This is a genomic window from Rhodococcus sp. BS-15 (assembly GCF_000813105.1).
Lineage (GTDB): Bacteria > Actinomycetota > Actinomycetes > Mycobacteriales > Mycobacteriaceae > Rhodococcoides.
This window is the reverse complement of record NZ_BAOX01000008.1, coordinates 15,800-37,686: the sequence shown is the minus strand read 5'-3', so window position 1 is coordinate 37,686 and position 21,887 is coordinate 15,800. Positions and strand designations below refer to the sequence as shown.

Sequence of the window (21,887 nt, the reverse complement as noted above, 5' to 3'; positions counted from 1 at the left end):
TGTACACGCAGGCTGCATCTGTCAATTAATTGGACAAAAAGCCATCGTCTGTATAGTAGTGTGCCTGTGTAGGCAGGCGGTCGGCTTTGGTCTCACCGTCGAGGGGGCGCACTCTTGCGCTGGGGTCCAGGCCCCTGGGGCGAGGAGCAGTTATCCGGTTTGAAGAACCAGAAGGAGACGCCATGGCGACGCCACCGAGCAGTTCAATCGATTACGACGTTCTGATCGTCGGTTCGGGCTTCGGCGGAAGTGTCACCGCGCTGAGGCTGGTGGAGAAGGGGTACCGCGTTGGGATCCTGGAAGCCGGGCAACGCTTCGAGGACAAGGACTTCGCGAAGAACAGTTGGGATCTCAAGCGTTTCCTGTGGGCACCGAAACTCGGTCTGTACGGCATCCAGCGCGTACACCTGCTGCGCGATTGCCTCATCCTCGCCGGTGCCGGAGTGGGCGGTGGATCGCTGAACTACGCGAACACCCTCTACAAGCCGCAGACACCGTTCTTCGAGGACAAGCAGTGGGCGCACATCACCGACTGGAGCAGTGAGCTCTCGCCGTTCTACGACCAGGCCACCCGCATGCTGGGCGTGGTGCGCAATCCGCACATGACCCCTGCCGACGAGGTGATGAAGTCGGTCGCCGAGGACATGGGCGTCGCCGACACTTTCATTCAGACACCGGTGGGCGTGTTTTTCGGTGACGAGCCCGGCAAGACCGTCCCGGACCCGTACTTCGGCGGCGCAGGCCCCGAGCGCACCGGTTGCATCGAATGTGGTGAGTGCATGACCGGTTGCCGCCACGGAGCCAAGAACACCCTGCTCAAGAACTACCTCGGTCTCGCCGAGCGCGCAGGAGCCGAGATCGTGCCGATGACGACGGTGTCCGGCCTGCGCCCCCGATCCGACGGCACCTGGGATGTCGACACCGAGCGCACCGGCGCTCGGCTCCGCAAGGGCAAGAAGACGTACAGCGCGGCAAATGTCGTTCTGGCAGCCGGTACCTGGGGCACCCAGAATCTGCTGCACAAGATGAAAGACACGGGCGCTCTGCCCAAGCTGTCGGACACACTCGGCGAACTGACGCGTACCAACTCCGAGTCGATCGTCGGAGCGACCAAATACGAGGTGGACCCGTCGATGAATCTCACGCGTGGCGTTGCCATCACGTCCTCGTTCCACCCCAGTCCCAACACCCACATCGAGCCGTGCCGCTACGGCAAGGGTTCGAACGCGATGGGCATGCTGCAGGCCCTGATGACCGACGGCGGAGGAAAGATTCCGCGTTGGCTCAAATTCGTGTTCGCGATGATCGCGCATCCGATTCAGTTCGTCCGCGTCGTCAATGTCCGGCACTGGAGCGAGCGCACCATCATCGCGCTGGTGATGCAGAACCTGGACAACTCGATCACCACGTTCACCAAGCGTGGGCCGTTCGGCCGCACGATCTCCAGCAGGCAGGGCCACGGGGAGCCGAATCCGACGTGGATCCCCGAAGGCAACGACGCCACCCGGCGGATCGCCAAGAAGATCGGCGGCCTCGCGGCCGGTACCTGGGGAGAGCTGTTCAACATTCCGCTCACCGCCCACTTCCTCGGCGGCTGCGCCATCGCCTCGGATTCGGCGCACGGCGTCATCGATCCGTACCACCGCGTCCACGGCTACCCGACGCTGAGCGTGGTGGACGGGGCGGCCGTGTCGGCAAACCTCGGGGTCAATCCGTCGCTGACCATCAGTGCGCAGGCCGAGCGGTCCGCCGCACTGTGGCCGAACAAGGGCGAGCTGGATCTTCGTCCGGCACAGGGGCTTCCGTATCAGCGGCTCGATCCCATCGCCCCCAACTCGCCCGTTGTTCCGGTGGACGCTCCGGGTGGACTGAGATTGCCTATCGTCGAGATCCGAAATGGCCATCTGGTCGCCGGTGAGACGGCTTCGCGGTGAAAGAAGTACTTGGTGAGCGCGCATTTCGAAACAGGAGCCCATCCGCTCGATGCCTTCGTGCGGAGCGCAGAGTTGTCGCACTCCACATCTGGAGTGGACTCAGGTCGGATCTCTGGGGCGAACCGTCTGACCCGAATTCACAAGTTTTTGACTCTACGTAACATGGCCGCCATTCACGTTTGCGGCGACACTGTTATCAATCGCGAAGAAAATTGAGGAGTTGACATGGCAGTTGTAACTTTCGTCGCCCACGATGGTGGGAAGCACGAGGCGGGCTTGGTCGAAGGTCGATCGTTGATGCAGATTGCAACCGACAATGCTGTGCCGGGGATCGATGGAGACTGTGGGGGCGAAACGGCCTGTGGCACCTGCCATGTGATCGTCGACCCGCAGTGGTCAGGAGAGGTGGGTCTGTCCGGTGCCAACGAGGAGGAGATGCTGGCTATGAACCCCGAGCGTGAACCCACGTCTCGGTTGTCGTGCCAGATGGTGGCCTCGGAAGCGTGGGATGGCCTGATCGTTCGAACACCTGAATTCCAATTGTGATGTGTGAAAGGCAGGCACGACAGCATGAAAGTTTCTGAGTCGATCACCGACAAGGTCCAGTCGACCATCCCTATAGGGCTGCAGATCCAGGGCGCTCATCTGTACGACAAGACCCGACGGTGGGTGACTGGCACGAATGGCAAGAAGATCTTCGTCGAAAGTCCCATTCCACCGGTCGAGGATGTCGAGCTCGCCGACATCGACCTCAGTAACCCCTTTCTTTACAGACAAGGGCGGTGGCAGTCGTACTTCGAGCGCGTGCGGAACGAGGCACCGGTTCATTACCAACCCAACAGTCCGTTCGGCCCGTTCTGGTCGGTCACGCGCCATGCCGATATCGTGGCCGTCGACAAGAACCACGCTGTGTTCTCGGCCGAACCGTTCATCGTCATCGGCGTCCCGCCCCGGTTTCTCGATATCGAGATGTTCATCGCGATGGACCCGCCACGCCACGACAAGCAGCGCGCTGCCGTCCAGGGGGTTGTCGCACCGAAGAACCTCCGGGAGATGGAGGGACTGATCCGATCGCGGGTACGGGAGGTATTGGACGACCTCCCCCTGAACGAGCCGTTCGACTGGGTGCAGAATGTCTCGATCGAGTTGACAGCTCGGATGCTCGCAACTCTTCTGGATTTCCCCTACGAACAACGCCGCAAACTCGTCTACTGGTCCGATTTGGCAACCTCGATGGAGCAAGCCAACGGTGGGCCCTCGGACAACGACGAGGTGTTCGAGGGCATGCGTGACATGGCCCGTGGCCTCAGCGCTCTCTGGCATGACAAAGCAGCCAGGAGGTCTGCAGGGGAAGAGTCCGGTTTCGATCTGATCACCATGTTGCAGAGCAACGAGGACACCAAGGATCTGATCGATCGTCCGATGGAATTTCTGGGCAACCTCGTCCTGCTGATCGTCGGTGGGAACGACACGACGCGTAACTCGATGAGCGGTGGCGTTCTTGCGTTGAACCAATTCCCCGACCAGTTCGAGAAATTGAAGGCCAATCCCGATTTGATCCCCAACATGAACTCGGAAATCATCCGATGGCAAACACCCTTGGCGTACATGCGCCGAATTGCCAAAGCCGACACCGTTCTGAACGGACAATTCATCCGCAAGGGTGACAAATTGGTGATGTGGTATGCCTCGGGTAACCGCGACGAACGCGTTTTCGAGAATCCTGATGATTTCATCATCGATCGTGCCAATGCGCGCAATCACATCGCGTTCGGATTCGGTGTACACCGGTGTATGGGCAATCGGCTGGCCGAAATGCAGCTGCGGATTCTGTGGGAGGAGTTGCTTCCCCGCTTCGAGAACATCGAGGTCGTCGGCGACCCCGAGTATGTTCAGTCGAATTTCGTGCGGGGCATCAGCAAGATGATGGTGCGCCTGACGCCTACTTCCAGCGCATGACATCGCAACGGGCGATCATCGTCGGCGCAAGCCATGCTGGGGCACAACTGGCAGCTAGTTTGCGCCAAGAAGGTTGGGCAGGCGAGATCGTCCTCATCGGTAACGAGTCTGCCGCTCCCTATCAACGCCCCCCGCTGTCGAAGGCATACCTGGCGGGCAAATGCGTACTCGACGATATCGCCATTCGCAGCACGGACTTCTACTCCAAGCAAGGTATTCAGCTCCTGAACGCGCAGGTGGAGGCCATCGTTCGGTCGGAAGGCAACGTCGTTCTCGACACCGGGGAGAAGCTGGCCTACGACAAGCTCGCGCTGTGCACGGGAGCCCGCCCTCGTCGGCTCACCGTTCCCGGGGCCGATCTCCACGGGGTCTACTACCTGCGCACCGCAGCGGACGTCGAGAGGATCCGTATGGCCACCGGCCCTGGCCGGCGGGTGGTGATCGTCGGAGGCGGCTACATCGGACTCGAGACAGCGGCATCGCTGCGCGCACTGGGCGTACAGGTCACAGTCCTCGAGGCAACTGGGCGTGTGCTCGAGCGGGTCACTGCTCCCGAGGTATCGACGTTCTTCGAGCGGATACATCGCGAGCAGGGAGTCGACATCAGAACGAACGCGATGGTCGAAGGCCTGTCCGGTGACCGTGAGGTTCGTGAAGTCAGTTTGGCCAGCGGGGAATCGATCCCCGCAGATCTGGTCATCGTCGGTGTCGGCGTCGAGCCGAACACCGACCTCGCCGCCGATGCGGGTCTTGTCATCGACAACGGCATCGTGATCGACGATCACACTCGGACCAACGACCCCGACATCATGGCGGCGGGGGACTGCGCGAGCCACGACATGGCCCGTTACGGCCGTCGACTACGGTTGGAGTCCGTCTCGAGCGCAGGAGAGCAGGCCAAAGTCGCGGCCTCGACCGCCTGCGGGAAGTCCAGAAAAATCGAAGCGTTGCCGTGGTTCTGGTCAGATCAGTATCATTTCAAGCTGCAGATCGCCGGCCTCAACACTGGATACGACGAAGTGGTTCTCAGTGGTGACCCCAGCCGCGACAGTGATTTCAGTTGCTTCTATCTCCAGGCCGGTGAGCTCATTGCCGCCGACTGCATAGGTCGCCCGCGCGAGTTCATGTACAGCAAACGGGTGATCGCCCAGCGACTCCCCGTCCAACGCGAAGACCTGATGCTCGGCGGACTCGCGCGCAACTGACCGATCCTTCGGTCGTTGTGCACACAACAGCAACCGGTTTGCTCAGAATAGGGAACATCAGCGATGACCATGACAGACCGCCCGCCCGGGGCACATACTACGCAGACACCACACGCGTACCTGGGAGCAACGGACTTCCTCGACATCGAGCACGAATCCGTGCGGGCGTTCACCGCCGCGGCAATCGGGGATGCGAGCAGCGACCGTGACAAGGCCAGACGCCTCTTTGCCGCCGTCCGCGACCGGATCTGGTACGACCCGTACACCGTGTCGGACGATCCGGCCCACTATCGGGCGAGCTTCGTCCTCGAGACTGGGCGCGCTTACTGCGTCCCGAAGGCGGTGCTGTTGACCGCAGTGTGCCGGGCGGCGGGTATCCCGGCACTGCTCGGCTTCGCCGACGTCCGAAATCACCTGCAGACCGAGACGTTGCGCGCGCTGATGGGCGGCACCGATCTGTTCGTCTACCACGGCTACAGTCGCCTCTACATCGAGGGCCGGTGGTTGAAGGCCACGCCGGCATTCAATGTCGAGTTGTGCGCTCGTTTCGGCGTGCCGCCAGTGGAATTCGACGGCGATCGCGATGCTCTCATGCATGCCTTCACCGCAGACGGAGCTCAGCACATGGAGTATGTCCGCGAGCGAGGAGTCTTCGACGACCTACCCTTGAACGCGATCTTGACGGTGCTTCGGCACGCCTACGGCCCCACGATCTTCACGGGCGCTCACCCACTCGATGATGTTTTCACCGGCCGCACCCGGCCGGACGAAACTCCCGGGGATCGAAACTCGCCGCGGGAGTCTCGATGAACACAAGCGGTGAGAACATACGCGCCGAACCCCGTATCGCGGCCGACTGCCGATCGGTCGGAGCTCTCTCCGCGAACAATCGCGATCGTGAACACTCGGACCGCCTCGGACACCTTCGAATCGGGTGAGCCGATACCTGCTGGCAGAGCTGTGCCACATGACTGTCTCGTCGCCGCGGCCGTGGTAAGGCCGACACCGGAAGTTGCACCGAACAGACGAGACCCGTTCTGCCGCTGGGGTTGCGGCTGCGGGCGATGAACGACCGATCCGAACGCCTCCCCGGGCACGAGACGACGCGCGATACCCATATCCCTCTCCCGTGTGCGCAGCCGCTACCGCGAGAGCGGGCCGACAGGCGTCTACCGACGTCTCTCATCTATGCAAGGAGCGCAGCATGACGAACAACGCACCTCACACCCCCGCCAGGACCGTGGCGATCACAGGTGGAGCTCGCGGCATCGGCTATCAGACAGCGAAGGAGTTGATTCGACGAGGCCACCGGGTCGCCATCGGCGACATCGACGAGGCACGTGCGAAGGAGGCCGCCGCCGAACTCGGGGTGAAGGTCGTCACCCGACTCGACGTCACCGAACCTGACTCGTTCACAACGTTTCTGGACCTGGTCGAACGTGAACTCGGACCCCTCGACATCCTGATCAACAACGCGGGCATCATGCCTACCGGCCACGCCCACGAAGAGGACGATGCAGTAACCCGGCGGCAAGTCGAGATCAACGTCCTGGGGGTCATCTTCGGGACCAAACTGGCTCTTCAGCGCATGCTGCCGCGCCGCACCGGACACATCATCAACACTGCGTCATTGGCCGGCGAGCTCGCGGTACCTGGTTTGGCGACCTACTGCGCTACCAAGTTCGCAGTCATCGGATTCACAGAGGCCGCACGACTGGAGTACCGCAAGTCAGGGGTTCGACTGTCCACAGTCCGCCCGACGTTCACCAACACCGAACTCGTCGCCGGAACCGCCGGCGCAAAGGGATTACGCAACGCCGAGCCGGAGGAGATCGCCCGCGCGACAGCAGATCTGATCGAGAATCCACGCCCCTTCGTCCGCGTCACCCGTCTCGCCGGCGCAATGGTCGCGGCGGTGAAATTCGTCCCCCGGCGTCTGGCGACCGGACTGGGTGCGGCCCTGAACACAGATTCGGTGTTCCTCGCGGACGTCGACATGGCTGCTCGCCGAACGTATCTCGACAGAATCCGGAACAGCTGAGCGTGCGACAAGCGCGCTCGACCAACCACCCGAAAGGCAGCCACAGTGACCCACACGACTCTGATCGAGAACTATCCCCACCGGATGGGAGGGCACTGCGGGTCAGGTGCAATGCGAGACCTTCTCCAGTGGCACGGTCTGGGATGGGACGGACCACCCGACGAGGGGTTGGTGTTCGCACTGGGTGGTGATCTGGGTTTGTCCTACCTGCGATCGGACGACCTGGTCCCACCGATGTACCTGGTCGGCCGCGGTGCCGACTTCGAGATCGACTTACCGCGCAGGCTCGGCGGACAAGTCGAGGTTCTCACGACCGACGATCCCGCTGAGGGATGGTCATGGGTTCGCGACGACATCGATGCGGGACGACCCAGTCTGGTCTGGGCCGATATCGCTGAGCTGCCCTACCTACGGGTGAAACTGCAGATGAGTCGTCACGACATCGTGGTGATCGGCTACGACGAGATCGGGGGGACTGCCTCGGTCGTCGACAACGATCGGGCCGATGTGCAGGAGATCCCGCTCGACGCGCTCGCTCGGGCGCGATCTTCCACCTCGTTCCCGCAACCGACACGTCACTGCACGTACCGAATCACATGGCCGCAGACACTGCCGCCCGTGTCGACTGCCGCGGCCGCGGCCTTCGCCCGATCCGCCGCCAGCATGCGCGCCCCATCGACACCGGGAATAGCCGACCACGTACCAGCGGCCGGTGCCGAAGGATTGGCCGCGGTCGACCAGCTGGCAACCGACGTCAAGAGCTGGGTCGACCTTCCGCCCGATGACCTCGAGACGCTGCTGTTCAGTCTCGGTATCTTCATCGAAAAGGCCGGAACCGGAGGCGGGCTCTTTCGTCGGCTTCTCGCCGACGGCTGTACCGAGATTGCACGTCTGACCGGTGATCCCGCTACCGCAGACCTCGCGGTGGCCGCCGATCACTGCGCCCAGGCCTGGACCGAAACTGCCCGCGCCGGAACACAACGCGGTCTCGATGTGCGAACACGCGCAGCTGCGGTGGCCGTGTCGGCTGCCGAACTGCCTGCACTCGAGCTGATCCTGGTGGAGTCCCTGGAGTCTGCTTCACGCTCGCTGTCCGCCATCACGAGATGATGCCCATCGTCGTTCGACGGCGCGCGGTAGACGGTGCATCGCACTGTGCTGCAGCCGCTCGTGCCGGATCGCCGCAGGCGTGCGGAGGCACCGAACGACCGAAGAGTTGCCGGACGGAACGGTCGAACGCCTCTCGGTGGACGCTGCATCGATGCCGTGTCGTTGCTCGGCAACAGACCCTGATCCCTGCCCCGCGCCGACAACAATTCAGCCGCCAACGGAAGCCTTCGATGTTCGCGGTCACCGTTTTCGGCTCGACGGCCGCGTCGTGTGCGCTATCGGGCCAGGCCCGTTATCTTCTAGCTGATACTTGAAACCGAGGGCTACGGTAGCCAGACCCGGTATGACTTCTCGCCCCTGTCATCGATGATCCGGGGGGTGGGGGGGCTGTCGCCGGGTGTTGACGTCGGATCGGTGACCGGACGAAGGACTGCTTCATGGCCACGAGCTACGCCGTGTTTTGCGGCATCGACGTGGGAAAATCCGAACATCACGCCGTCGGTCTCGCCTTCGACGGAACCCGTCTGTACGGCAAAGCCCTACCCAATGACGAGGCCCGCCTGCGCACAGTGTTCGACCGCCTCGCCACGCGCGGGCCGCTGTTGATCGTCGTCGATCAGCCTAATACGATCGGCGACGCCCTGCCGGTCACCGTCTCCCGATCCTGCGAGCACCAGTTCGCGTCCCTACCGGGTCTGTCGATGCGCCGCATCGCAGATCTGTATCCAAGGCAAGCCAAAACTGATGCGCGGGCCTGCGTTCATCATCGCCGACACGGCCCGGACCATGCCCCACACGCTGCGACGAGTCGATACCGGTGATGACACACTCGCCGAGCTCGGTGTGCTGATCGGTTTTGATGACGATCTCGCCGGTGAAGCAACCCGCGTCAGCAACCGAATCCGCGGACTGCTGACCGGCATTCACCCCGCGCTCGAACGAGTCCTCGGACCGCGTGTGACACACCCGGCAGTGCTCGAGATCCTGTCCCGCTGCGGTAGCCCCGGCGGCATCCGCGCTGCTGGTAAGCGGAAACTGACCGCTTCGCCGCCAAAAACGCGCTCAGGATGGGGCAAGACTGGTTGCGGAGATCTACGCCGCACTCGAGGCTCAGACGGTAGTAGTGCCCGGGTCTGCGGCTGCCGAGACTGTTCTACCCAAACTGGCGGACTCGCTCAAAGAGACACTGCAGCAACGCAACACAGTTGGCTCGGACGTCGAGAGGATGCTCGGTGCCCACCCTCTTTCCTCGCTCCTGATCTCGATGCCAGGCGTCGGAGTCAGGACTGCCGCACGCATCCTTCTCGAAGTCGGTGACGGATCGGCATTCAAATCAGCAGGACACCTGGCCGCCTACGCCGGCATCGCACCCGTGACCCACCGATCCGGCACCTCGATCCGAGGTGAGCATTTAGCGTGATCAGGAAACCGCAAACTCAAACGCGCGTTGTTCCTTTCGGCCTTCGCCGCGCTGCACGACCCCACCAGTCGCGCCTACTACGACCGCAAGCGAGCCGAAGGCAGGAAACACAACGCCGCGCTCATCTGCCTCGCTCGACGCCGATGCGACGTCCTGTACGCCATGCTCAAGAACAAGACCCTGTACCAACCGCCCGCAGCTCACGCAGCTTGACAGAAACCATAGGGACACGTTATTGAGGCGTGAGGTTCACCCCAACGGTACCAACGGCAGCGGTTGTACCCGCGTTCGCCGACGATCACGGTCGGATGCCGTGCGTGGGGTTGATCTGCCGCGAGGATTTCCGACACTGGAGATGACTATTCTGAAGCCGCGTTTGCGGACTGCCCGTAACTGTAGTGGACAGCGTTCGGGGTTCGGTACCCGAGCGCCGAATGGCGGTGTTGTGAACTGTAGAAGCCGTCGATGTATCTGACGATGTCTTGTCGTGCTTTGCTTTTGGTGGAGTAGATCGTTCGGTAGACGCATTCGTTCTTGAAATCAGCGAAGAAACTTTCGGCCATACTGTTGCCCCACAACACCCCGCGAAGACCGCATCCGCGGAGAGCTCACGAGAGCCCGGTAAGCCCGGTAAGCCCGCGAGGTACATACGGCAAGTTCGGAGTGGAAGATCGCTCCCGGCTCGATCCGGGTCAAGGCTCTAAATCGAGATGGCTCCGTTCACTTGGGGACACGCCAACCTCTCAGGTGATTAATCCGACGGGGATTACCCGAAACCATGTACCAGGTACTGCACGTACCTGATACTGTGCGAACACCTTATCGCGACGAGCTGCGCAGACAGAAGAGGAGAGACCGGTATCTATACAGAAATTGCTGGTCGAGCGACAGCCAGTCTTGTGACCTTTGGAAATTCGATTGCCCTCGCCGGCCAGGCATTGCGGTGGGCCGTGCGCGATATTGTCACCGGACGGTTTCCGTTTCGGGAGTTTGTCACACAGACGTGGTTCGTCATCACCGTAACGACGTTGCCAGCGATCCTGGTCGCGATCCCGTTCGGCGTTATCGTCTCGGTGCAGGTCGGAAGTCTAACCCAGCAGGTCGGGGCCACATCTATCGCCGGAGCCGCCGGTGGACTCGGGATCATTCAGCAGGGGGCACCGATCGTCACCGCGCTCCTGCTCGGTGGTGCGGCAGGGTCGGCCATCGCCTCTGACCTTGGCGCACGCACCGTCCGTGAAGAAATCGATGCCATGGAGACGCTCGGACTAAATTCGACACGTCGACTCGTCGCACCTCGATTCGTCGCGGTTCTCATCGTCGCTCCGATGTTATGCATGCTCATCGTGTTTACCGGTCTCGTGGCCGGCTACATCCTTAGCGTCAACGTCCAGGGCATCACGCCGGGGAGCTACGTCGCATCGTTCGCATCGTTCGCATCATCGGCGGACATCCTTGTAGCGCTGATCAAGTCAGTGGTGTTCGGTCTCGTGGTCGTGACAATCGCGTGTCATCGGGGCCTGTCCACGAAAGGTGGCCCCAAAGGTGTGGCCACATCTGTCAACGCCACCGTGGTCCTAGGGGTAGTGGCGTGCTTCGTCATCAACGTGTTCATCACCCAACTGACCATCATGTTCGTCCCGCAGACCATCGGATGACGGAGAACACGTGACCGCAGTACCATCCACCCGTTATAGTTTTGTTACTCGTCCGATCGTGCGTGCTGTGACACCCCTCGCTGAGGTCCCCGCGCAGCTCGGCACATTACAACATTCACCATCGACACCGTCGCCGGAATTCGGCACGTCGCAACCACCTATCGACGACAGACGTTTTTATTCATACAGGAGTTTGCCTGGGGACGAGGCGCTGTACTGGTCGGCGGGGGTACCGCGATCGTGCTTGTGATTCTCGGAATGGCTGTCGGGGCGTCCATCGGCATCCAGGGCTACGCCTCGCTAGACCTGGTCGGGATGGGGTCTCTTACGGGATTCATTTCGTCATACGCCAACACTCGAGAGTTCGCACCGATGATCGCCGCGATCGGCTTCGCAGCCCAGGCCGGCTGTCGCCTCACTGCGGAAATAGGTTCGATGCGTATCGCCGAAGAGATCGATGCGCTCGAGTCGATGGCGGTGCGGCCGATTCCGTACATCGTCAGCACGCGTGTAGTCGCGGCGATCACTACCATCATCCCCCTCTACATCGTAACGCTGATACTCAGTTTCGGCGCGGCCAAGCTGGTCGTCATCCTTCTACACGGCCAGTCAGGTGGCACCTACGATTTCTATTTCAATGCGTTCCTCAAACCGCAGGATCTGGTGTTCTCGGTCATCAAGGTCCTCATTTTCGTAGTATCGGTCGTCATCATCCACAGCTACCAGGGTTACTACGCCAGCGGCGGAGCAGAAGGCGTCGGCCGCGCGTCTGGTCGAGCGATCCGCAGCAGTCTCATCATCATCGTCGTGGAGGACATGATCTTGACCCTGCTGATGTGGGGCTTCGATTCGGGCGTCAAGATTTCGGGCTAGGAGTTCAAGTGGCTGTATTTCAAGATCCATCAGGACGCGCGCCCTCACTGGCGAACTTGACCCTGCGTGGGATCGGTGTCCTCGTCGTCGTGACGGTTGCCGGCTATCTTCTGGCGGGCAACGCGACCGGAAAATATGAAGACAACACGACAGTGACGATCACCACCGACGCGGTTGGTGACGGGTTGAAGGGCGGATCGGAGGTGAAGTATCGGGGCTTCACGGTGGGCAAGGTGTCCTCGGTGTCGGGGCGCGACCAAAGTGTAAATGTGAAAATCGAGCTCACCGGAGTGAACGACGACATCCGGTTGCGTCAGGGCCTGGCCGTGAATTACACGTCCGCCAGCGCGCTGGGGCCAACGGCACTGGAGATTGTCGACCCCGGACGGGGAGAGTTAATCGGTGATGGCGGCAGTGTCTATGTCAACAAGCAGCAGTCCGAACAAACGTCGGTATCGACCCTGATTCGAAAACTCTCGAAGCTGGTCGATGCTCTCGATCAGCCGGCGTTCAATTCTGTGGTGAAGTTTGTCGTCGATGATTCCCAAACGTTTGCCGACGCCGGCAAGCTCATGTTCCAGATCGCGCAGCTCACTCGGGACGTTCAACAGCGTCCAGTGGGCCAGGATTTGGCGATCGCAGCAGACCTGTCCCAGGGCGTTGCCGATTTCATGACGCCGTTCGTTCCGGGCATCCTCATAAACGTCGACGTCGCTGACTTCTTCGCCACCGACGAGGCCATCAAACAGGCCACAGGCAACCTCAACAGCTACGGCGAGTTTCTGTTCGGGGGACTAGGACTGTTGAGCGAAAACTACCCGGCGTTGAGTTCACTACTGGACGTCGGCCTCGATCTGGCGAGGCCGGTCGCCAGATCGGCATCGGGACTCGCGCAGACCATTTACACCATCCCGCAGATCCTGGACAGCATCGACAACGCCACGCCGCAAGTCGGCGAGCGAGTACAACTTCAGGTCGCCCTGGTAGTGCAGACGTCACCTGCGCTGCAGAGCGCGCTTGCAGCAGGAGGACCAAGAAGATGAAGCTCAAGTCGTTAACTCCCACCATCGTCAAGATCGTCGCGTTCGCCGCAGTCATCGGCGTTCTCACCTACGTGATCATCGCCATCCTCGAACCCAGCTCGGACGGACCGAGTTCTGAACGGTCTGCGGTCTTCTCCGATGCATCCGGGCTCAAGCCTCGCGACGGTGTGCGGTTGGCGGGAGTCAAGGTCGGTTATGTGACGGCGATCGACCTGAAAGGGCCCACCGCGGTCGTTCATTTCCAACTGAACAACGACGTCGCGATCACGTCGAGCACTACCGCCGCCGTGAGGTATCAGAATCTTCTCGGACAGCGATATGTCGAATTGATCGGTGCGGCACAGGGAAAGACACAGGGGGCGGCGCTTACACAGGTGGCGCTCGACAAGACCGTTCCCTCATTTGATGTGTCCACCTTGTTCAACGGGTTCAAGCCGGTGTTCGACACGCTTAACGCCGACGAGATCAATGAACTGCAGTCCAACTTGTTGCGCGTTGCTCAAGGTGATGGGAGGGGTATATCGCCTGTTCTGGAGCAGGTCGCCAACATCACCGCCTACGGGGACCAGCGGTCTGAGATCATCACGAATATTGTGACGAGCCTCGGCCAGGTCTCCGACCAACTCGAAGGCCGCTCGGCGCAGCTGGTCGAACTCGTCGACAAGCTGGGATCGATCGTCGACGCCTTCAGCCGCGCGAGTGACCGGTTGCGGGAGTCGCTAGGCGAGGTCAACCGGTCCATGGAGAAAACTGTCATCGCCGGGGAGCAACTTGAGTCAACGTACGACCAGAGTTTCGCGACGATCTATCAGCGTCTGGCGCGAGAACCCGGGGAGTTGGAGGGGCTACTGAATGGCGCGGTACTGCTCAAGCCCCTTATGGACTCGCTGAACGCTTCGACGAATTCCACGCCGACTGAGGCACGATGTTCGAAAGGCCTTCTGCCCCTGCCGGATACAGCTACGATTGCGCTTATGGGGCAACGATTGGTGGTGTGTAAGTGAGGTTGTTCAGTCGAAATCGACCGCATCACCAGTCCGAACGCAGACGCGACCTCATCGTCGCCGCTGTGGTGGTGGTGACCGTGGTGGTCGGTCTGGTAATCGCCGGGACCGTGTATATCGCACCGCCCGGCCAAAAGGTGTACTCGGCTCAACTGGTCAACACCGGAGGGCTGGAGTCGGGTGATCAGGTGCGTATAGCGGGGATAAGACAGGGAACGGTGTCGTCGGTGGACCTCGCGGGAACGTTTATCACAGTCGAATTTCGACTCGACGACTCAGTGCCAGTCCGTTCGGATGCCACCGCAGCGGTTCGCCTGATCACGCCGATCGGCGGGCGAGTTCTCGATCTGGACCCAGGGTCAGGACCGACCTCGCTGTCGGGGGCGATCCCCCTTGTTCAGACATCGAGTACTTACGACATTTCGGACACGCTCGAGACGACGACGCCGGTGTTCCGCGATGTAAAGGGCGTCGATCTCCGTCAGACTGCGTCGCTGCTGCAGAATGCGTTCTCCGACGGCAACACAAACATTCCCGACGCACTGAGGAACACCAGCAGTTTGATGGAACTCTTAGAGCGACAGTACGGTCAGCTCGACAAAGCGGTCGCTCTATCCGATGAATACGTCAACGCTTTCGCCGATCAAAAACAGGTGCTGGTCGACTTTCTCCGTCAACTCAGCTTCCTTGCCAGTACACTGGGACCTGATATCGATAACGTCCGCGGCGGGTTCGACCTTCTCAGTCGTCTGTTCAAACTTCTCACGAGGCCGCTCGTGGCTTACAGCGATGGAATCGAACCGTCTGTCCAACAATACAAGACGCTCCTCGACAAGGTGTCGTCAGAGCTGCCAGGCTACTCCGATGCCCTGGCCCAGGTTGATCAGATCACTCAGCGCCTCGGCGTCCTCCTCCAGGCGCCGGTCGGTGCGTCGACTACCACAGAACCAGAGGTTCGTGTGTGCATTCCGAGTGGTGACGACAAATGTTGACTACATGGATCCGAAGACTGTTGCTCCTGATCGCCGTGGTGGTTGTGGTGGTCGCTAGTGTGGAAATAGGGGGGAGGGTGTCCGACGACACGCGCTCCCTGTGTGCCGAGTTCACCGACGCATCGGGCCTCTTCGAAGGCAACACAGTAGCCATGCTCGGCAAGAAGATAGGCAGCGTCGTCGGGGTGCACCAGAATAGTGATCAGTCCGGTGTAAGGATCGACATGCGGATCGACAAGAGCGTGCCGCTGCCCGCCGACGTCGGCGCGACTATGGTGTCGACATCCATCGTGACCGAACGTCAAATCGAGTTCACCAAGCCGTACTCCGGTGGAGCCCGATACGAGACGAATCAGTGCATTCCGTTGAGTAAGACGAGAACCCCGCTGGGAATCAGTCAGACGCTCGACTCGATCAGCAACTTGTCCGAGGACCTGGTCAAGGACAACGGCAGGAACACCGACGCGATCTTGCAGTCCCTCGAGCTCGTCTCCCGCAATCTGGAAGGAACGCAGGGCGACGTGGCCGGGATCATCAAGGACTCAGCCACGCTCATCAACGACCCGGCCAAGCGGGATGGACAGATTCGCAGGATCGTCGGGAACCTCGCAACACTGACGGGGGTGGCAACCGAGAACGACAAAGAGCTGACCGCCCTCTTCGACAACTTCGTCGGTGCCATCGAGGTCATCATCGCGTACGGCCAGACCTTCGGCGCGGCAGTCGAGTACGCGGGGACGTTCGTACCGATCCTCTCGCGGCTCGCAACAGATTTCGGTCCCCCGATATTCGCGATCGGTGATGCTGCCGTTCCGCTCATCGCCGACATGGGAGAGCAGCCGGACATGATGGCAGCAGTAGCAGCCCGCACGGCAGACCTCATCGTGAAACACCCCGATGCCAAGTCAATTGTGCAGGCGTTCGCAGTGTCGCTGCCTTTGCGAAGCCTCGTCAGTAGCTGCGCCGCGCCGGTGGCAAACGGCGTCTGCAGGTCCAGCGATGCATCAAGGACGATCGCCGGGATGATGGGTGGAGGGGCCTGATGATCTCGGTCAACCGGGCACGCCTCGGACCCACGATAGTCGCACTGATGGCAACGATAGTTTTCGTAACATCGTGTGGGATCAACGCCGACAATCCGCCGACGATAGCGACCTCCGACGCGGACGGCTACGACATCCAGATGGAGTTCACCAGCGCACTCAACCTGCCAGCCCTCGCAAAAGTTCTCTCGGGGGGAATCAGCGTCGGGTTCGTCGAAGATGTCACGTACGAGAACGGGCATGCGGTCGTGAAAGCTCGCATCGACAACACGACTCAGCTGCCGGGCGAATCGCGAGCCGAGCTGCGTCAGGACACTCTCCTTGGTGAGATCTACGTTGCCATCCTTCCCCCAGCCGAGCCGTCGACGGGTGCCTTGCTGCGGTCGGGTTCGGTGATCCCGCTGGCACGGACCGAGCCGGCAGCAAATGTCGAGGACGTCATGCGCGGAATGGCGAATGTCCTCGGCGGCGGTGAGCTCGACAAGATCCACACCGCCATCTCGACATTGAACACCACGTTCCCCAAGGACCCGCAGCAATTCGACGCCCTGTATCAGACAACGCTGGAGACCGTCTCGGAGGTCTCCTCGAATACCGACAAACTCGACGTAGTGTTGAGGTCGGCTGATCAGACTCTGAAAGTGATCTTGGACGATCCGTCGGGAATCGACCGGATGCTGACCAAGGGCGGACGCAACTTTTCTGGCCTCGGCTACTCCCTGATCGAGGTCGCGTTACTCATCGCCAACTCGCGTGATTTCGCTGTGTCCGCGGGCAGGATCGTGGATCCGGAGTACTTACGGATCAAGGAGTCAGTGGCCGGGATCGCCCCGGTGATCGATTCGATCGCCAACTCCGACATCTACTCGAAGTCCGTCACGGAGCAGGCAACGAGCGTCATCCGCGACAAACTCATTCCATTCGTGCGGTCGCCCGACATCAACCTCTCGGACATCTCCATCGATGGTCGGGACCTAGCGCGGCGTGACGCCGAATCCTTCATAACCGTGTTGAGATCAATCGGAATGATGCCGTGAACCGCAGCAGCACGCTCATATCGATACTGGCTCTCGCCGTCGTGTTCGTCGTAGGGCTCGGCTACCTCGTCGTCGGCGTGGCACACATCAACCCCACCCGCTCCGAGTACTCGTTAACCGCCATCATCGACAGCTCAGGCGGTCTGCTGGACACATCGCCGGTGATGGTGCGGGGGGTACCCGTCGGAAAGGTGTCCTCGATCAACGTCGCGGATTCGGCAATTAAGGTCGAGATGACGATCGATTCCGACCACAAGATCCCCCAGGACAGCGAGATGTCTATCCAGAATCTGTCGCTCGCGGGGGAACAGTACATCAACTTCGTGCCCGCGGGCACGGCAACCGGTGGGTACTTCGATAACGGAGACGTGGTGCCCGCGGACGCGGTGCACGTGTCGCAATCGGTTCCCCAGGTGTTGCCAAAGTTGGCTGCAGTGGCAGATGGGCTCGACCCGGAATCGATCGAGTCCATCAACAAGACCGTCGCCGAGGCCGTCGCCGGACGGCAGGACGACCTCGACACGATCGGCGACATGATGCACCGTGTAGTCGATTTCGTCGGCAAAGATGGGTCCGTCCGGGTGACCGCGGACAACGCCGAGTTCCTGCTCGGCCTCTTGTCCAATGCCGGGGACGTCCTCACTACGGCATCTGTACGCACCCCTGACGCCGTGAACGGGCTGGCGCGGCTTCAACGGGCGTTCATCAGGTTCACAACCACCTCGTACGACAAGTGGCCTCCCGTGTTGAAGCTTGTGGAAAAGCTCAACGGCTATATTCAGATCCTGCAGCCGGATCTGCTGACGATCACCCGGGCGGTGAAACCGGCGACCGAGAAAGTCGCCGACACATACGTCGACTTCGGGTCGATCGGCGACCTCCTCGGCCGAACTTTCCCGGCGTCGCGACCAGGTCGCGCCGAGGTCCCCGTCACCGTGTCGCCGCCACTACGGTGACGCCCCGTCCGCAAGCGACTGTCACCGTAAGTACACAGAAGGTCCCACATGACAAATGACGACCGAACGAAACCGCACCCCGAGCCCACTGAGGTCGAGGACAGCGCGGCAGCAGCGACGCCGGATGGCGATCTACTGATGGACGAAAACGCCCCAGCCGCGTCCGCCGTAGCCACGGCTGGGGCTGGAGACAGCGACGTCGAACCCCCCCTCGCCAGGTGGGCACCGCTGGTCAGCATCGCCGCGATCACGTGCCGTGGTGGTTTCGGCCGTGATCGTGGTGCTCGCTGTGCTGGCCGGCGTGTTCGCCTACCTCTACCTCGAGGCCGACGAAGCGAAGTCGGTATTGGAAAACGACGCCGCGCAACGGGCCGCCGCGGCGAAGGCCGCCTCGGATTACACGACCAGATCCCTGACCTACAGCTACCAGAACACCGACGCCTTTTTCGCGGCAGTCAAAGAGGACGCGGGTGAGGCTCTAGTCAAGCGGTATGACGAGGTTCGGCCGACGCTGACCCAGATTATCCAGCAGGCCCAGGTGCAGGCGTCGGGACGCGTTTTGGCCACCAGCGTCACCGGTGACACCGGTGACACCGGTGACGCCGACGGAGAATACACGGTGATGGTCTTCGCGAGCCAGAAGACGCAGAACGTGCAGAATCCACAACCGAGTGAACTGCCGACATTGTTGAAGGTGGTCGTAACGAAAACCGCCCAGGGCTGGCAAATTCAGGACTATGGCCCAGCTGAATGAGACGGCTGCTCCGCAGAAGGAGTTCCACGAAGAGCAAGATGCAGGACGGTACTCATTCTTCGACGCGGTCGCAGATGTCGGAGATGTCGGCGGGGTCGACGCCGGTGAGGAGTTGGGTGATCTCTTCGGGTTGCGGGTGCCCCTCGATCGGGTCAGTTTGCGAGTGGTCGAACACCGACATAATCGGGAATGTCGGGATTTTGCAGGCCTCCTCGCCGTGCCGACGGTCAAAGACACAGCGATGGTCACCACGGCGCTGAAGATGGCGTTGTGGCGACGAGATCACGGTGGACGCCGCGTCGGCTCAGGCTCATCCATCACAGCGATGCCGGCCGTCAGGGCGGATTCAACCTGTCGTCGCAACACAGTGCCGTGAAGCCGAGCGTATCTGCTCTGCAAGCACTTCCGCTGGGGTTCGCCACCCATGTGTTTTGCGCGGGCGGTTGTTGAGTGCATCCGTCACGGCCTGAACGTCACTTCGACGGTATCGAGCGAGATCGGTTCCCTTCGGAAAGTATTGTCGCAGCAATGCATTGGTGTTTTCGTTCGTTCCTCGCGGCCAGGGGCTGTACGGGTCGCAGAAGTACACACGGATCCCGGTTTCTGCGGTCAACTCCGCATGACGTGCAAGCTCCGCCGCGGTCCCAGGTCACCGATCTGCGCAGGTGCTCCGGCAGCGGTGTCATCGCAGCTGGAGTGCATCGCGGACCGACTCCGATCCGTAACCGGACAACGCCGGCCCGTTCTTCACCGGGGGCGCATCCCCGTACCCATCCTTACGTGGCAGATGCAGCAACGTGGTGAATCTGCTGGTGCGTTCGACAAGCGTACCCACTGCGGACCTGCCCAGCCCGATGATCAGACCTCACCGTTTTCGTCGCGGATCACGCCCGAGAGCACTTCCTGCACGTACTCTCGAAGAGGTTCGTGTTCAACGAGTTTGGCTACCTTGGGTCGCCTTGCCGCAAGATCGGCTTTCCATTGCGCCACTGATGTGCGGTACTCGAGCTTGCCGTCGCGGGTGGCAGCGTTGCGAGGGGATTGCGGCATCGATCCGCTGTGTCGGGATGCGTACGACAATGCGTTGGCCGAGAGCACAATTGGGTTGTTCAAGACCGAGGCAGTATCGAAGAGAAGCCCGTTCCTGAACGGCCCGCTCAAGACCATCGACGATGTCGAGTTCGCCACGATGGGATGGGTCGACTGGTTCAACCAACGCCGCCTCCCACAGCACCCTCGACTACCTCACACCAGACGAATTCGAGAAGGCCTACCGCAGTCAAGAATCGGCTGTCTGGTGGCGTTGCTTCACCCGCCTGGGCGCTATCGGACTGGATGCTGGGGAACGCCCAGGGCGCAAAGCGGGTCGGTCAACCCTGATGTTCACTCTCTGCTATCGACTCAACTTCCTCGAGCGTGGTGGGGATGTGGTACGGCGGTCTGCTCGTGCCCGAGATGCGATAGCGGTCCCAGAAATCAGGGTCGCCCACGACGCACTCGGCGCGTCCCTCTGGTGTCGCAAAGACGGCAACCGTGCGCCTTCCCGAGAGGGCGGCGTGGAGCGCATCATTCTTGTCGATCCTGCCGTACCAGGTGTATAAGCCGTTGAGGGGCTGGAAATAGCCTTTGATCTTCACCCCGACAGCAATCTCCTTGCCACGGCACACCAAGGTGCCCTCGCCGGAGTAGTCGAGATCGTGGTCGTCAGACACGCAAGGCTCACTTTCTTCACATCGAACATTGACAAAAGAACGCATTGGCGCAGACACTATCAGTATCTGGTACCCGGAGTACGGGTATGAAGTCGAGACTCAGCTCGGCCCGGAACGCAACGGAGGTCACATGACCGTTCAAAATGTGGAGACCAAGCCCGACGTCTCAACGGAAGGCGCTGCGCGTGTCAGCGCCCGCAAGCCCGTCGACATGCAGAGATCTGCCGGCCGACTGCTGCGGGCGGCGGCCGAAAAATTCTATGACGCGGAGATCGACATCGATTGGGACTCACCCTGGGAGGAAGGAAAGTACTACCTGCCAGAGCATCGGGTCTCGCTCTACGGCACCAAGCTGTGGGAGAGAATGAGCGATGAGCAAAAGGCGGAACTCGGGCGCCACGAAATCGTCAGCATCCTCAGCTTCGGTATCTACGCGGAGAATCTGCTCAGCTCGGCGCTGCTCCGAACATCCGCCAAAGGCGCCCTGACAGATCAAAGGTCCCTCTACGCCCTTAACGAGATCGGCGACGAGGCACGTCACTCGACGATGTTCGCCCGACTGATCAACAAGACGGGCCTGGCACCGTACAAGTTGCCGAAGGGGTTCTTGAGCATCGCGAAGATCTTGCACTTTGTGCCTCTCGGCCCGTCCGTGTCCGGCGCGACTCTGCTCATCGAGGAGATCCTCGACCGCGCTCAGCGCGAGGCGATGAATGACCCGAAAATGCAGCCGCAGCTGCGCCAGCTCATGAAGATCCACGTTCTCGAAGAGGCCCGTCACATCACGTTCGCGCGGCTGGAAATGGTGGAAGGGATGCAGCGTCGCGGACGCATCTCGCGCGCCTGGCATAGAGGCACGTTGGCGGCCATTGCGAACTTTGCATACCCGTTGCTCATCAATCCGAAGGTATATCCCGATGTCGGAATCAGCCGTCTGCGCGGCCTGTGGGCGCAGCAGACGAGCCCGAACTATCGCGTCAACTTGCAGTTCATGTCCGAGCCGATGATCCGATTCTTCCACGAGGCCGGAATGATGGAGGGGAAGTTCACGATGGCGATGTGGCGCGCAACGCGCAGCCTGCCCGACGATCTGCGCTAACACGCCCGAGCCGGTCCGCGCGTCCCACAGCCCATTCCTCGACCCCA

The 21,887-nt window shown here is 61.2% G+C and carries 19 protein-coding genes and 4 pseudogenes; 19 read left to right on the top strand and 4 right to left on the bottom strand.

The annotated features are described in order from the left end of the window. Positions 1 to 182 precede the first annotated feature (182 nt). The 8 genes and pseudogenes from RHBS_RS02320 (at position 183) to RHBS_RS02285 (ending at position 9,882) form a co-directional block, all read left to right on the top strand. Positions 183 to 1,934: an FAD-dependent oxidoreductase gene (locus RHBS_RS02320; RefSeq protein ID WP_032375590.1), complete on the top strand. Its 1,752-nt coding sequence runs from the start codon at positions 183 to 185 to the stop codon at positions 1,932 to 1,934. A 225-nt stretch (positions 1,935 to 2,159) separates the two neighbouring features. After that, a complete protein-coding gene (locus tag RHBS_RS02315; RefSeq protein ID WP_027498266.1) occupies positions 2,160 to 2,480 on the top strand; it encodes a 2Fe-2S iron-sulfur cluster-binding protein in 321 nt (106 codons plus the stop codon). A gap of 24 nt (positions 2,481 to 2,504) precedes the next feature. Beyond that, on the top strand, positions 2,505 to 3,893 hold the full coding sequence (locus RHBS_RS02310; RefSeq protein ID WP_027498265.1) for a cytochrome P450: 1,389 nt from the start codon (positions 2,505 to 2,507) through the stop codon (positions 3,891 to 3,893). Beyond that, positions 3,890 to 5,098, top strand: a complete 1,209-nt coding sequence (locus RHBS_RS02305; protein ID WP_027498264.1) for an NAD(P)/FAD-dependent oxidoreductase — start codon at positions 3,890 to 3,892, stop codon at positions 5,096 to 5,098. The genes RHBS_RS02310 and RHBS_RS02305 overlap by 4 nt, the downstream gene beginning before the upstream one ends. A 69-nt stretch (positions 5,099 to 5,167) precedes the next feature. Beyond that, positions 5,168 to 5,908 carry a transglutaminase family protein gene (locus tag RHBS_RS02300; RefSeq protein WP_027498263.1) on the top strand — a complete coding sequence of 247 codons (741 nt, stop codon included), beginning with the start codon at positions 5,168 to 5,170 and terminating at the stop codon, positions 5,906 to 5,908. 394 nt (positions 5,909 to 6,302) lie between these two features. Then, the gene (locus RHBS_RS02295; RefSeq protein ID WP_027498262.1) at positions 6,303 to 7,139 is read left to right on the top strand and encodes an SDR family oxidoreductase; all 837 of its coding nucleotides are present in this window, start codon (positions 6,303 to 6,305) and stop codon (positions 7,137 to 7,139) included. Between the two features lie 45 nt (positions 7,140 to 7,184). Beyond that, positions 7,185 to 8,249, top strand: a complete 1,065-nt coding sequence (locus tag RHBS_RS02290; protein WP_027498261.1) for a BtrH N-terminal domain-containing protein — start codon at positions 7,185 to 7,187, stop codon at positions 8,247 to 8,249. Positions 8,250 to 8,686: 437 nt separating this feature from the next. After that, positions 8,687 to 9,882, top strand: a pseudogene (locus tag RHBS_RS02285) (IS110 family transposase). 146 nt (positions 9,883 to 10,028) lie between these two features. Here RHBS_RS02285 and RHBS_RS32040 read toward each other — a convergent pair. Further along, positions 10,029 to 10,232, bottom strand: coding sequence for an integrase core domain-containing protein (locus RHBS_RS32040; RefSeq protein WP_141214819.1), 204 nt, complete (start codon positions 10,230 to 10,232; stop codon positions 10,029 to 10,031). 336 nt (positions 10,233 to 10,568) lie between these two features. On the opposite strand from RHBS_RS32040, the gene RHBS_RS02275 reads away from it, so the two are divergent. The 9 genes and pseudogenes from RHBS_RS02275 to RHBS_RS02235 all read left to right on the top strand — a co-directional run bounded on the left by RHBS_RS02275 (position 10,569) and on the right by RHBS_RS02235 (position 19,029). Continuing rightward, positions 10,569 to 11,327, top strand: coding sequence for an ABC transporter permease (locus tag RHBS_RS02275; RefSeq protein ID WP_027498258.1), 759 nt, complete (start codon positions 10,569 to 10,571; stop codon positions 11,325 to 11,327). A gap of 10 nt (positions 11,328 to 11,337) precedes the next feature. Further along, positions 11,338 to 12,200: pseudogene (locus RHBS_RS02270) on the top strand (ABC transporter permease). Positions 12,201 to 12,208: 8 nt separating this feature from the next. Further along, positions 12,209 to 13,243 (top strand): MlaD family protein, encoded by a 1,035-nt coding sequence (locus RHBS_RS02265; RefSeq protein WP_128644725.1) that lies wholly within the window; start codon positions 12,209 to 12,211, stop codon positions 13,241 to 13,243. Next, entirely contained in the window at positions 13,240 to 14,247 is a 1,008-nt protein-coding gene (locus RHBS_RS02260) for an MlaD family protein (protein WP_128644724.1), read from the top strand. The genes RHBS_RS02265 and RHBS_RS02260 overlap by 4 nt, the downstream gene beginning before the upstream one ends. Further along, a complete protein-coding gene (locus RHBS_RS02255) occupies positions 14,244 to 15,239 on the top strand; it encodes an MlaD family protein (RefSeq protein WP_027498254.1) in 996 nt (331 codons plus the stop codon). The genes RHBS_RS02260 and RHBS_RS02255 overlap by 4 nt, the downstream gene beginning before the upstream one ends. Then, positions 15,233 to 16,282 carry an MlaD family protein gene (locus RHBS_RS02250; RefSeq protein WP_128644723.1) on the top strand — a complete coding sequence of 350 codons (1,050 nt, stop codon included), beginning with the start codon at positions 15,233 to 15,235 and terminating at the stop codon, positions 16,280 to 16,282. The genes RHBS_RS02255 and RHBS_RS02250 overlap by 7 nt, the downstream gene beginning before the upstream one ends. After that, entirely contained in the window at positions 16,282 to 17,319 is a 1,038-nt protein-coding gene (locus RHBS_RS02245; protein ID WP_128644722.1) for an MlaD family protein, read from the top strand. Before RHBS_RS02250 ends, RHBS_RS02245 begins: the two co-directional genes overlap by 1 nt. Next, positions 17,316 to 18,275: an MlaD family protein gene (locus RHBS_RS02240; RefSeq protein WP_237668942.1), complete on the top strand. Its 960-nt coding sequence runs from the start codon at positions 17,316 to 17,318 to the stop codon at positions 18,273 to 18,275. Before RHBS_RS02245 ends, RHBS_RS02240 begins: the two co-directional genes overlap by 4 nt. Positions 18,276 to 18,546: 271 nt before the next feature. Beyond that, positions 18,547 to 19,029, top strand: coding sequence for a hypothetical protein (locus RHBS_RS02235; protein ID WP_237668941.1), 483 nt, complete (start codon positions 18,547 to 18,549; stop codon positions 19,027 to 19,029). A gap of 52 nt (positions 19,030 to 19,081) precedes the next feature. On the opposite strand, the gene RHBS_RS02230 is transcribed toward RHBS_RS02235, so the two are convergent. Both RHBS_RS02230 and RHBS_RS02225 read right to left on the bottom strand, forming a co-directional pair. Next, a complete protein-coding gene (locus tag RHBS_RS02230) occupies positions 19,082 to 19,315 on the bottom strand; it encodes a hypothetical protein (RefSeq protein ID WP_115304721.1) in 234 nt (77 codons plus the stop codon). Positions 19,316 to 19,375: 60 nt separating this feature from the next. Further along, a pseudogene (locus tag RHBS_RS02225) lies at positions 19,376 to 20,064 on the bottom strand (IS30 family transposase); the annotation flags it as partial. A gap of 31 nt (positions 20,065 to 20,095) precedes the next feature. On the opposite strand from RHBS_RS02225, the pseudogene RHBS_RS30065 reads away from it, so the two are divergent. Continuing rightward, positions 20,096 to 20,303 (top strand): annotated as a pseudogene (locus tag RHBS_RS30065) (integrase core domain-containing protein); the annotation flags it as partial. Positions 20,304 to 20,399: 96 nt separating this feature from the next. Here the strand turns inward: RHBS_RS30065 and RHBS_RS02215 are convergent. Next, the gene (locus tag RHBS_RS02215; protein ID WP_027498244.1) at positions 20,400 to 20,741 is read right to left on the bottom strand and encodes a DUF4873 domain-containing protein; all 342 of its coding nucleotides are present in this window, start codon (positions 20,739 to 20,741) and stop codon (positions 20,400 to 20,402) included. A gap of 130 nt (positions 20,742 to 20,871) precedes the next feature. Here RHBS_RS02215 and RHBS_RS02210 point away from each other — a divergent pair, with 130 nt between their 5' ends. Next, complete coding sequence (locus RHBS_RS02210) at positions 20,872 to 21,840, top strand: diiron oxygenase (RefSeq protein ID WP_027498243.1); 969 nt, start codon at positions 20,872 to 20,874, stop codon at positions 21,838 to 21,840. Positions 21,841 to 21,887: the final 47 nt, after the last annotated feature.

Bases quoted from the DNA above. Each gene is read 5' to 3' on its own strand.
- RHBS_RS02260 (WP_128644724.1), top strand. From the start codon at position 13,240: ATGAAGCTCAAGTCGTTAACTCCCACCATCGTCAAGATCGTCGCGTTC.
- RHBS_RS02295 (WP_027498262.1), top strand. From the start codon at position 6,303: ATGACGAACAACGCACCTCACACCCCCGCCAGGACCGTGGCGATCACA.
- RHBS_RS02320 (WP_032375590.1), top strand. From the start codon at position 183: ATGGCGACGCCACCGAGCAGTTCAATCGATTACGACGTTCTGATCGTC.
- RHBS_RS02245 (WP_128644722.1), top strand. From the start codon at position 16,282: ATGATCTCGGTCAACCGGGCACGCCTCGGACCCACGATAGTCGCACTG.
- RHBS_RS02310 (WP_027498265.1), top strand. From the start codon at position 2,505: ATGAAAGTTTCTGAGTCGATCACCGACAAGGTCCAGTCGACCATCCCT.
- RHBS_RS32040 (WP_141214819.1), bottom strand. From the start codon at position 10,232: ATGGCCGAAAGTTTCTTCGCTGATTTCAAGAACGAATGCGTCTACCGA.
- RHBS_RS02210 (WP_027498243.1), top strand. From the start codon at position 20,872: ATGACCGTTCAAAATGTGGAGACCAAGCCCGACGTCTCAACGGAAGGC.
- RHBS_RS02300 (WP_027498263.1), top strand. From the start codon at position 5,168: ATGACAGACCGCCCGCCCGGGGCACATACTACGCAGACACCACACGCG.
- RHBS_RS02250 (WP_128644723.1), top strand. From the start codon at position 15,233: ATGTTGACTACATGGATCCGAAGACTGTTGCTCCTGATCGCCGTGGTG.
- RHBS_RS02315 (WP_027498266.1), top strand. From the start codon at position 2,160: ATGGCAGTTGTAACTTTCGTCGCCCACGATGGTGGGAAGCACGAGGCG.
- RHBS_RS02305 (WP_027498264.1), top strand. From the start codon at position 3,890: ATGACATCGCAACGGGCGATCATCGTCGGCGCAAGCCATGCTGGGGCA.